The organism is Actinomadura chibensis NBRC 106107, assembly GCF_001552135.1.
Classification (GTDB): domain Bacteria; phylum Actinomycetota; class Actinomycetes; order Streptosporangiales; family Streptosporangiaceae; genus Spirillospora; species Spirillospora chibensis.
This window is the reverse complement of sequence record NZ_BCQP01000107.1, coordinates 1-10,672: the sequence shown is the minus strand read 5'-3', so window position 1 is coordinate 10,672 and position 10,672 is coordinate 1. Positions and strand designations below refer to the sequence as shown.

The following is a 10,672-nucleotide window of genomic DNA, read 5'->3' as shown; positions in this document are numbered from 1 at the left end:
CTTTGGGTGTGGCGTAGGCAGGCGATTTTGGCGCGGACGAAGGCGCGGTAGGCGGTGTAGTGGTGGCGCAGTGAGGGGGGTGCGGGGTCGGCGGCGAAGTCGGCGTACCAGGTGAGGAAGTGTTCGGCGAGGTCGGGGGCGTTGAGGCGTTCGAGGTCCATGGCCAGGAAGCAGGCGTCGTCTAGGCCGTCGAGGCTGCGGAGGTGGTCGTCGAATTCCAGGCAGTCCAGGATGCGGGGGCCGTCGTCGAGGCAGAAGATGTCGGTGGCGAGCAGGTCGCCGTGGCCGTCGATGACGCGGCCGTCGGTGATGCGGGCGTCGAAGAGGGGTTGGCGTCCGGCGAGGAACTCGGTGGCGAGTTGTTCGATTTCGGTGGCGGTTTGGGGGGTGATGGTGTCGCCGTGGAAGGGGCGTGTTTGGTGGATGTTGTCGTTCCAGCGGGCTTGGAGGGCGTCGCGGGTGCCTTGGGCGTTGATGGTGGGGGTGCGGGGGGCGCGGGCGTGCCAGGAGGCCAGGGTGCGTGCGGTGTCGCGGAGCGCGTTGGTGACGGGTGCGCCGTTGCGGACGAGGGTGGCCAGGCGGCGGTCGGCGGGCATCCGGCGCATGACGACCAGGTGGTCGCAGACCTGTCCGTCGGGGGCGTGTACGTCGGCGACGCCGAGGTAGACGTCGGGGGCGAAGCGCCGGTTCAGTTCGACCTCCCGGTGGCAGGCCCGTTCGCGTAGTTCGCGGGTGCTGAAGTCCAGGAAGCCCAGGTTCACCGGCTTTTTCAGTTTGTAGGCGCGGTCGCCGACGAAGACGACCACGCCGATGTGGGTCTCGGTGACGGCGGCGCCCTCCACCGGCTTCACGCCCTCGGGAAGCGGGCTCGACGGGCCACGACGGGCGGGGCTTTGGCGCCGTGGGCGTTCGGCAGGCGGGCGGCTTCGGCGATCGTGGTGCCCGGTGTGACGGTCAGGCGTTTCATGGCTCTCTACCCCCACCGTCCCGTACCCGGTCTTTCGGCTCTTACCTGCGGAAACGGGGCCCTGTACGGTCCGGGAGGCGCTACTGGCGGTCTTTCACGGGGTCACCTCGTCGCGTTGGAGCGGGCAGCTCATGCAGCGGGGGCCGCCGCGGCCGCGGCCGAGTTCGCCGCCGGGGATGGTGATGACCTCGATGCCGTGGTGGCGGAGCATGGTGTTGGTGGTGACGTTGCGTTCGTAGGCGACGACGACGCCGGGTTCGACGGCCAGGACGTTGTTGCCGTCGTCCCATTGCTCGCGTTCGGCGGCGCGGACGTCCTGCTCGGCCGTCAGGACGCGGACGTGGGGCACCCCCAGCGCGCGGGCGATGGCGGGGAACAGCGCCTCGTTCTCGTGCACGCTGACCTCATCGCCTCTCCCGCGGGTGAGGGTGTAGGACCGCAGCGGCGGCAGGCCGGGGTAGAGGGTGAAGGCGTCGCGGTCGACCATGGTCAGGACGGTGTCCAGGTGCATGAAGGCGCGGCGGCGCGGCAGCTGGGCGGCGATGACGCGCTGCACCGTCCCGGCGGTGAACAGGCGCCGGGCGAGCAGTTCGATGGCCTGCGGGGTGGTGCGCTCGCTCATCCCGATCAGGACCAGCCCCTCGTCCAGGACGTGGATGTCGCCGCCTTCGATGCTGGGCAGCGCGAAGTCGGCGCCCGCGTACCAGAGGGGGATGTCGCCGCCGGTGAACATGGGGTGGTGGCGGTAGATGGCGTCCAGGTGGACGGTCTCGCGGCGGCGGGCGGGTTTGGCCATCGGGTGCAGGGTGACGCCGCGCCCGATCCAGGCGGACGGGTCGCGGGTGAACAGGTGGTTGGGCAGCGGCGGCAGGACGAAGTCGCCGTCGTCCAGGGCGGACAGCAGCAGGCTGTGCACGGCCAGGCCGAGTTCGGCCTTGGTGACCCCGCCGATCAGGTGGCGTGCGAGGTCGACCGGGTCCATGCCGTCCAGCGCGTCGCGGACCGGCGTGGCCAGTGTCGGGCCGAGGGCCGTCTCCGAGGTGGTGGTGTCAAGGATCTGGGTGCGGGCCTCTTCGTTCTTGAGGGTTTCGGCGAGCAGGTCGGACAGGTAGTGGACCTGGACGCCGCGTTCGCGGAGCGCGTCGGCGAACACGTCGTGCTCCTGCCGGGCGCGTTTGGCCCAGAGGACCTCGTCGAAGAGCAGGTCGTCCTTGTTGTCCGGGGTGAGGCGGAGCAGTTCCAGGTCGGGACGGTGCAGCAGGACCTGCCGCAGCCGTCCGACCTCGGAGGAGACACTGAACACGGAACGTTCCTTTCAGGCGGCTTGCGCGGGCGGTTCGGACTCGTCGGCCCGCGCGGTCTCCACCGCGCGGGCGGGGTCGCGCTGGTCGCGGTACTTCAGCCAGGCGTAGACGGGCATCCCGGCGAAGATCAGCAAGGTGCCCTTGAACACGACCTCCTGGCCCGCGCCGCCGATCGCCCACACCGAGTACGCGAACGCCAGCAGCGCGACGACGGCCGAGCGGGTCAGGCGCCCGCGGGAGAAGGCGGGACGGTCGGTCGCCAGCAGCACCAGCTCGGCGGCGGCCGCGTAGGCGTAGGGAATGACGGTGGTGAGGGTGGCGAGCAGGATGATGAACGTGAACTGGTCGACCAGGCTGGCGTTGTAGTTCAGCAGCATCAGCCCCGACACCAGGACGCTGGACACGACCAGCCCGACGACCGGGGTGCCGCCGCGTCCGGTGCGGGCGAAGGCGCGGGGGAACAGGCCGTCGCGGGCGGCGGCGAGCGGGATCTGGCCCTGCAGCAGGATCCACCCGTTCAGCGCGCCGAACGCGCTGATCGCCGCCCCGGCCGCGACCAGGTCGGCGGCCCAGCCGCCGAACGCGGCGTCGGCGGCGTCGGCGAACGGCGCGGTGGAGGACGCGAGCGCCGCCGCCGGGACCAGGCCCAGCACCGCGACGGTGCCGAGGATGTAGATCAGCGCGGTGAGGGCCGTCCCCGCGACGGTTGCGCGCGGGATGGTCTTCTCCGGGTCGCGGACGTCCTCGGCCGGGACGGTCGCCGACTCCAGCCCGATGAACGCCCACAGCGTCAGCGCAGCCGCGCCGGTCACCGCGCCGAACGCGCTGTCCCCGCTGGCGTTGAACTCCCCGAAGTTGCCGGACTTGACGAAGAACAGCCCGCCGACCGCGATCAGCAGCAGCGGCACCAGCTTGATCACCGTCGTGACCACCTGCACGGCGCCGCCCTGCCGGACCCCGTAGGCGTTGACGGCGGTCAGCAGCCAGATCGTCGCCACGCCCACCCCGGCCGCCAGGACCTTGTTGTCGGCCAGTTCGCCCCAGAAGTGGGCGGTGTATCCGACGAACGCGACCGCGATGGCCGCGTTCCCGGCCCACACCGCGATCCAGTAGCCCCACGCCGTCTGGAACCCGACGAAGTCGCCGAACGCCCTGCGGGCGTAGGCGTAGGGGCCGCCGGTCCGCGGGTAGGCGCGGGACAGCCGCGCGAACACCAGTGCCAGCAGGATCGCCCCGGCCGCGGTGAATCCCCACGCCACCAGGCTGATCGGCCCGTACTCGGCCAGCGAGCTGGGCAGCAGGAACACACCCGACCCGATCATGTTGCCCACCACCAGGGCCGTGGCCATCCACAACCCCAGCTTCCGGCGGGCCGGTCGCACGCTCATGGCAGGGCCTCCTTCGCATCGTGCTCCTCGTCAAGCCGCGGCGGCGCCGCATTCCTTAGCCGATCACCGCGGGCCTGACCTGGGCGCCGGCCGTCCGTCCCCAGGTCGGCGGACGAAGGTCCCGCCTCTCGGCGGAGGCCGGGCCGGGTGACAGGCGAAGGTGTGGGACGAAGGTCCCCGCGGCCGGTGACCTTGGGACGCTGATCCCCGCGTCCCGCCCGTTCGATCCTGAGGGCATGACAGACAGCCCTTCCGGCGCGCGGGCGTTCGCGTTGCTGACCGACGGAACGCAGGTGGAGATCAGGCGGCTGGCCGCGACGGACCGCGACGCGGTGCGCGCGCTGCACGTCGGGCTGAGCGAGGAGAGCCTCTACCTGCGGTTCTTCGGCCTGAACCGGGGCATGGCGAGCGCGGTGGCCGAACGGGTCTGCCGCCCGGACGGCGACGACCACGCCGCGTTGGGCGCGTGGCTGGACGGCGACCTGATCGGCGTGGCGGAGTACGAGCCGACCGGTGTTCCGGGGGAGGCGGAGGTCGCGATGGCGGTCGCCGACCGGATGCACCACCGGGGCGTCGGGACGTTGCTGCTGGAGCATCTCGGGTCGCTGGCACGCGCCAACGGGATCCAGGCGTTCCGGGCCGACACGCTGGCCGAGAACACCGCGATGCTGCGGGTCTTCACCGATGCCGGGATGCCCGCCCGCCGCCGCGCGTCCGGCGGCGTCGTGGACCTGACGCTGCCGCTCGCCGTCGACGAGGGGTACCTGGACGCGGTGGCCGAGCGGGAACGGCGCGCGGACGTGGCGAGCCTGGAGCCGCTGCTGCGCCCCCGGACGGTCGTGGTCGTCGGCGCGTCCCGCACCACCGGGACGGTCGGCGCCGAGGTCCTGCGCAACATCGTCGCGGGCGGCTTCAAGGGGGCCGTCTACGCGGTGAACCCGCACTGCCCGGGGCCCGACCTGCACGGGGTCCCGTGCGTGGCGTCCCTCGCCGACCTGCCCGAGTCGCCGGACCTCGTGGTCGTCACGGTGCCCGCGGAGTCGGTGCCGGGGGTGGCCGCCGCGTGCGGGCGGTTCGGCGCGTCCGCGCTCGTGGTGATCAGCGCCGGGCTGTCGGCCGCGCAGGGCCGCGACCTGCTGGCGGTGTGCCGCGAGCACGGCATGCGGCTGGTCGGGCCGAACTGCCTCGGGATCGCCAACACCGACCTCGGGCTGGACGCGACGTTCGGGGCCCGCCATCCCGCCCCCGGGCGGGCGGGCGTCGTGACGCAGTCGGGCGGTGTCGGGATCGCGCTGCTGGAGCAGTTGTCGCGGCTCGGCATCGGGGTCTCCTCGTTCGCCTCGGTCGGGGACAAGTACGACGTCAGCGCCAACGACCTCCTCATGTGGTGGGAGTCGGACGAGACGACCCGGCTCGGGATCCTGCACGTGGAGTCGTTCGGCAACCCGCGCAAGTTCGCCCGCACCGCGCGCCGGGTCGCCGCGCGGATGCCGCTGCTGACCGTCCTCGCGGGACGGTCGGCGCCCGGCGCCCGCGCGGCCGCGTCGCACACCGCCGCCGCCGCGACCCCCGAGCTCACCCGCCGGGCGCTGTTCGAGCAGGCCGGGATCGTCGCCACCGACGACCTCGGCGAGCTGGTCGACGCCGCCGCGCTGCTGGCGACGCAGCCGCCGCCGGGCGGACCGCGCGTGGCGGTGGTGTCCAACGCGGGCGGGGCCGGGGTGCTGGCCGCCGACGCCTGCGCCGACGCCGGGCTCGCCGTCCCCGTCCTCGGGGCGGCCACGCGGCGCCGCCTCGCGGAACTGCTGCCCGGCTGCCCGGCGGTCGCCGACCCGGTCGACACCAGCGCCGCCGTGCCGCCCGAGTCGTTCCGCCGCGCCATCGAGCTGGTCGCGCGGGACGACGCGGTCGACGCCGTCCTCGCGCTGATCGCGCCGACCGCGCTCGGCGACCTGCGCGGAGCGCTCGGCGGCGGGACGGGCAAGCCGCTGGCCGCCGTGGTCCTCGGGCAGCCGGAGACCGTCGCGATCACCGAGGACGGCGTCCCGTGCTACGCCTACCCGGAGAACGCGGCCCGCGCGTTCGCGCACGCCTGGTCGCACGCCCGGCGGTGCGGGGTCCCGGCGGGCGCGCCGCCCGCGCCGCCCGGGCTGCGGCCGGACGAGGCGGCGGGCATCACCGCCCGCTTCCTGGCCGGCTCCCCGGACGGCGGATGGCTGCCGCCCGTCGACGCCTTCCGGCTGCTGGAGTCCTACGGGCTGCCGCTGGCGCCGTGGCGGTGGGCGCGGTCCGCGGACGAGGCTGCCGCGGCGGCCCGCGAACTCGGCGGCCCGGTCGCGTTGAAGGCGCACGTCCCCGGGGTCGTCCACAAGACCGAGGCGGGCGCCCTGCAACTGGACCTGCACGGGGACGAGGACGTCCGCAACGCCTTCCGGTGGCTGGCCGAGCGGTTCGGCGACGACCTGGAGGGCGTGGTCGTCCAGGCCATGGCGGACGACGGCGTCGAAGTGCTGTGCGGCGCCGTCCAGGAAGAGGTGTTCGGCCCCGTGGTCGTCTTCGGCGCCGGAGGCATCGACACCGACGCGCTGGCCGACCGGTCCGCGCGGCTGGCCCCGCTCACCGAGGAGGGGGCCGACGACCTGATACGCGAACCGCGCTTGTCGGCCCTGCTGCTCGGCCATCCGGCCCGCCCGGCGGGCGACCTCGCGGCGCTGCGCGACGCGCTGCTCCGGCTGTCGAGGCTGGTGGCCGACCGTCCGGAGATCGCCGAGCTCGACCTCAACCCCACGATCGTCCGGCCGGACGGGGTGGTGGCCGTGGACGCCCGCGTCCGCGTCGCGCCGCACCGGTCGTGGGACCCCTACCTGCGCCGCCTCCGTTGAGGGGAACGCGCCGTGCGACATAGCCCCGTCCGGCTACCGGGCACTCCGCGGACACGGCCGCTGGGGTCACCCGGCGGGGGAGCGGCGTTCCGCCGCCACGAGGCCGTGGAAGCCGGGGGTGCGCCATGCGGGCCCGTCCGCCGCCACGGCGAGGCCCTCGATCCCCGGCCGCGCCTCCACCCATGCCCGCGCGGCGTCGCCCATGGCGAACGCGGCGGTGGCGAACGCGTCGACCTCGGTGAGGTGGCGTCCGGTGAGGGTGACGGACGCCAGGCCGGTGGCGGGACGCCCGGTGCGCGGGTCCACGATGTGGGCGCCGCGCTCGGCGGTGCCCGAGGTGGCGATGGCGAGGTCGCGTCCCGGGACCACGGCGATGAGCCGGGCCGGGTCGCGCGGGTCGGCCAGCCCGATCCGCCACGGCTCGCCGGGGGCCGCCTCCCCGCGCAGTTGGAGGTCGCCGCCGCCGTTCACGTAGTGGTCGCGCGCACCGGCCCGGTACAGGATGTCGGACGCCCGCTCGATCGCCCACCCCTTCACGAGCCCGCTCGGATCGAGGCGGCCGCCCGGTTCGGCGGTGAAGGCGCCGCCGGTGGCGCGCCCGATCTCCGCGCAGAGCCGCAGGACCTCGGCGACCTCGGGATCGCACGCGCCGAGGTCCGCGCGGCCCTCGGCCAGCCGCGTGACCTGGCTGTCGGGACGGTACGGCGAGAACACGCGGTCCACGTGGTGCAGCCACGCGACGGCCCGCGCCAGCGCCGCGCGCACGGACGGCGAGCGGGGCGCGCGGACGACGAAGGAGAACACCGTGCCCATCGCGTGCTCGACATGGCGGATCGGCTCATCCATGGGCGCGGTCCAGGGCGCTCTGCAGGGACGTGATGTAGCCCTCGCTTGTGTAGGAGGCGCCGGAGACGGCGTCGATGCGCGCGCTGCCCGCAGCGAGCGCCTCGCGGGTCAGGCGGGGGAGCGCCATGGCGGCGATCTCCCTGTCCCGCCCGCTCTCCGACGGGGACTCAAGGACCCGGACGGCCGCGAGGCGGCCGCCCGACATCGTGATCTCGACCTGGACGGGTCCGTACTTCGTGTCGACGCTGTCTCCCCGGAAGGCGCCGTCCGCGGGACCGGCGGCGCGGGTCGCCGGGCCGCCGCCGGGGGCGGGCGGCGGCGTCGCGACGACCGCCGCGCGGTGCGGCTTCGCCGCGAGGAGCAGGGTGACGCCCGCCAGGGTGGCGCCCGTCGTGATCAGCATTCGGCGCATGGGCACCGCCTCTCAGAGCTCGAACGATTCGGTGCGGACGTGGCGGCGCCGGACGCCCGCCTGCCGCAGCGCCCGCAGCGCCGCCGCCGTCATGCCGGGCGGCCCGCACAGGTAGACGTCCCGGCGCCGCAGGTCGGGGACTACCGCCCGCAGTGCCCGCCCGGTCAGCGGAAGGGAGTACCCGGACGGCTCGTCCACGTAGTAGAGGGCGCGGGCGCCGCGGACGCGGGCGACGGCGTCCAGCTCGTCGCGCAGCGCCAGGTCCTCCGGGCGGCGGGCGAGGTAGATGAGGGTCACGTCGCCGGGCAGGGTCTCGAACAGCGTCCGCAGCGGCGTGATGCCGACGCCTCCGGCGATCAGCAGGGACCGGTCGTGGTGCGGCCGCGCCCCGGTGAACCCGCCGTAGGGCCCCTCCGCCCACACCCGGGTCCCGGGACGCAGCCGGGCCAGGGCAGCGCTGTGGTCCCCGGCGGCCTTCACGGTGATCCGGAGCCGGTGTCCGCGGGGCGGTTCGGACAGCGAGTAGGGGTTGGCCGTCCACCACAGGCCGGGCGCGAGGAACCGCCAGCGGAAGAACTGGCCGGGCTCGGCGGCGAGCCGGGCCAGGCCGCGCCCGGTCATGTAGACCGAGACGACGCCGGGCGCGACGGGCTCGACGGCCGCCACCCGCAGGTCGTGCCGCAGCCCGCGCACGACCGGTGTCACGAACCGGAACCACACGAGGACGACGGCGACCCCGATGTACAGGGCGTACCACGCGGCCCTCGCCCAGGCGTCTCCGGCGAACTGGGCGCCGTTGGCGAGCTGGTGCGAGAACGCCAGGAAGATCGCCAGATAGGTCGCGAAATGCAGGTAGTGCCATGTCTCGTACCGGAGCCGCCGCCGCGCCGCCCGGGCCGAGGTGATCCCGACGCCGAGCAGCAGGACGAACCCGAGCGTGCCCTTGAGCATCTCCGGATAGTCGAGGACGACGGTCGTGGTCTCGCTGACGACGTTCGTCCGGGCGGTCACGGCGTACCCCCAGATGATCAGCAGGGCGTGCGCCGCGGCGAGGCCCAGGGTGTACCGTCCGCCCGCCGCGTGCCAGCGGGCCAGCCGGTCGGTGCCGACCCCCCGCTCCAGTGCCGGGATCCGCGCCATCAGCGCCAGCAGGACGGCGCACCCGTAGCCCGCGAGCAGGCCGGTGACGCGTCCGGCCTCGGTCAGCCAGCCGTCCAGGCCCACGATCGAGCCGGTGCTCCGCCACCACAGCCCGAGCACCAGCGCCGCGCCGATGTAGATCAGTACCTGCGGCCACCCGGACGGCACGCGCGCCGACCGCCGCGCGGGCGGAGCGGGCCGCATGACGTCGTACCTGGTAGTGGTCATGGCGGCCACCCTGCCAACGCGATTTCTGTGTTTCCTCTGACATCATGGAGAACAGGCGCCCTCAGAGCCTTCTCAGAGGAAACACACAGGTGAGAGAGGGATGCTGGCGGCACCATGACCAATCGTGATTCCGAAGTCGCGGGCCTGCGGAGAGCCGACGGCACGCCTGTCCGGGTTCTTGTCGTGGACGACGAGCCTGATCTGGCGGAGGTGCTGTCTCGTGCGCTGGCGTTGGAGGGGTGGACGGTCCGTACCGCCGGTGATGGCGCGGAGGCGCTCGCGGTCGCGGCGGAGTTCCGTCCGGACGCCGTGGTGCTGGACGTGATGCTTCCCGACATCGACGGTTTGGGCGTTCTGCATCGTCTGCGGGCGGAGGCGCCGGAGGTGTGCGTGTTGTTCCTCACCGCCCGCGACGCCGTCGAGGACCGTGTGGCCGGGCTTACGGCGGGCGGCGACGATTATGTGACCAAGCCGTTCAGCTTGGAAGAGGTGCTGGCCCGGCTTCGCGGGTTGCTGCGCCGGGCGGGCATGACGCGCCGGGCCGACGCGACCCGTCTGATCACGGTCGGCGCGCTGACCATGGACGAGGACGCGCGGGAGGTGACCCGCGACGGGCAGCCCGTTGACCTGACTCCGACCGAGTTCGAGTTGCTGCGGTTCCTGATGCGCAATCCGCGGCGGGTGCTGAGCAAGGCGCAGATTCTGGATCGGGTCTGGAATTACGACTTCGGTGGTCAGGCGCATGTGGTGGAGCTGTACATCAGCTATCTGCGCAAGAAGATCGACGCGGGCCGTCCGCCGATGATCCACACCGTCCGGGGTGTCGGGTACGTCCTGAAATCGGAGAACCGGTGAAAGGCCCCCGCACGTTGTGGGCCCGGCTGACCGCCGGGCTCGTCCTGCTGCTGGCGCTGAGCTGCCTCGCGGTCGGGATCGCGACCACGACGGCGCTGGGCAGGTTCCTGGTGGGACGGTTGGACGACCAGCTCACCGCGTCGGGCGGCCGGTTCCCGGCGAGCCTGGAGCACGAACGGCCCAAGGATGCCGACAACGGTCCCGACACCCGCGGGCAGGCGTCGGGGACGTTCGGCGCGCGGCTGTTCGGCCGGAAGGTGACGGAGGCGGCGGTGATCCGGGGCGACTCCGACCGGGCGGTGCCCCTCACGGTCGCCGACCGCCGCGCCCTGGCCGACCTGCCCGCCGACGGCCGGGGACGATCTCTCTCCCTGTCCGCCTTGGACGACTACCGCATGGCGGCGGTGCCCGGCGATGACGGCGACGTGCTGATCACCGGCCTGCCGTTGCAGCCTGCCGAGGACACCTTGCATCGGGTGGTGCTGGTCGAGGTCGTGGTGTTCGCGGTGGTGCTCGCTGCCGCCGGGGTCGCGGCGGCGGTGATGGTCAGGTTGACGTTGCGTCCGTTGCGGCGGGTGGCGGCGACCGCGTCGCGGATCACTGAGCGGCCGTTGGCCAGTGGTCAGGTGGCGATGCCCGAGCGGGTCCCT

7 protein-coding genes and 2 pseudogenes are annotated in these 10,672 nt (G+C 73.7%); 3 read left to right on the top strand and 6 right to left on the bottom strand.

Annotated features, from left to right (window positions below; genetic code table 11):
• From ACH01S_RS41320 to ACH01S_RS41310, 3 genes and pseudogenes are all read right to left on the bottom strand, one after another.
• Positions 1 to 851 (bottom strand): annotated as a pseudogene (locus ACH01S_RS41320) (AAA family ATPase); the annotation flags it as partial.
• A 210-nt stretch (positions 852 to 1,061) separates the two neighbouring features.
• On the bottom strand, positions 1,062 to 2,270 hold the full coding sequence (locus tag ACH01S_RS41315; protein ID WP_067905733.1) for an arginine deiminase: 1,209 nt from the start codon (positions 2,268 to 2,270) through the stop codon (positions 1,062 to 1,064).
• A gap of 12 nt (positions 2,271 to 2,282) precedes the next feature.
• Entirely contained in the window at positions 2,283 to 3,659 is a 1,377-nt protein-coding gene (locus ACH01S_RS41310) for an amino acid permease (protein ID WP_083981737.1), read from the bottom strand.
• A gap of 236 nt (positions 3,660 to 3,895) precedes the next feature.
• Here ACH01S_RS41310 and ACH01S_RS41305 point away from each other — a divergent pair, with 236 nt between their 5' ends.
• A complete protein-coding gene (locus ACH01S_RS41305) occupies positions 3,896 to 6,541 on the top strand; it encodes a bifunctional acetate--CoA ligase family protein/GNAT family N-acetyltransferase (protein ID WP_067905732.1) in 2,646 nt (881 codons plus the stop codon).
• 66 nt (positions 6,542 to 6,607) lie between these two features.
• Here the strand turns inward: ACH01S_RS41305 and ACH01S_RS41300 are convergent, their stop codons facing one another.
• Genes ACH01S_RS41300 through ACH01S_RS41290 form a run of 3 tightly spaced genes read right to left on the bottom strand, consistent with a single transcriptional unit; the run spans position 6,608 to position 9,167 of the window.
• Entirely contained in the window at positions 6,608 to 7,387 is a 780-nt protein-coding gene (locus ACH01S_RS41300; protein WP_218010582.1) for an FAD:protein FMN transferase, read from the bottom strand.
• Positions 7,380 to 7,799: an FMN-binding protein gene (locus tag ACH01S_RS41295; protein WP_067905728.1), complete on the bottom strand. Its 420-nt coding sequence runs from the start codon at positions 7,797 to 7,799 to the stop codon at positions 7,380 to 7,382. Before ACH01S_RS41295 ends, ACH01S_RS41300 begins: the two co-directional genes overlap by 8 nt.
• Positions 7,800 to 7,811: 12 nt before the next feature.
• Positions 7,812 to 9,167: a ferredoxin reductase family protein gene (locus tag ACH01S_RS41290; protein ID WP_067905726.1), complete on the bottom strand. Its 1,356-nt coding sequence runs from the start codon at positions 9,165 to 9,167 to the stop codon at positions 7,812 to 7,814.
• 114 nt (positions 9,168 to 9,281) lie between these two features.
• Between ACH01S_RS41290 and ACH01S_RS41285 the strand changes: the two genes are divergently transcribed.
• Complete coding sequence (locus ACH01S_RS41285) at positions 9,282 to 10,022, top strand: response regulator transcription factor (protein WP_067905725.1); 741 nt, start codon at positions 9,282 to 9,284, stop codon at positions 10,020 to 10,022.
• Positions 10,019 to 10,672 (top strand): annotated as a pseudogene (locus ACH01S_RS41280) (two-component sensor histidine kinase); the annotation flags it as partial. The gene ACH01S_RS41285 and the pseudogene ACH01S_RS41280, both read left to right, overlap by 4 nt.

Bases quoted from the DNA above. Each gene is read 5' to 3' on its own strand.
- ACH01S_RS41310 (WP_083981737.1), bottom strand. From the start codon at position 3,659: ATGAGCGTGCGACCGGCCCGCCGGAAGCTGGGGTTGTGGATGGCCACG.
- ACH01S_RS41305 (WP_067905732.1), top strand. From the start codon at position 3,896: ATGACAGACAGCCCTTCCGGCGCGCGGGCGTTCGCGTTGCTGACCGAC.
- ACH01S_RS41300 (WP_218010582.1), bottom strand. From the start codon at position 7,387: ATGGATGAGCCGATCCGCCATGTCGAGCACGCGATGGGCACGGTGTTC.
- ACH01S_RS41295 (WP_067905728.1), bottom strand. From the start codon at position 7,799: ATGCGCCGAATGCTGATCACGACGGGCGCCACCCTGGCGGGCGTCACC.
- ACH01S_RS41290 (WP_067905726.1), bottom strand. From the start codon at position 9,167: ATGACCACTACCAGGTACGACGTCATGCGGCCCGCTCCGCCCGCGCGG.
- ACH01S_RS41285 (WP_067905725.1), top strand. From the start codon at position 9,282: ATGACCAATCGTGATTCCGAAGTCGCGGGCCTGCGGAGAGCCGACGGC.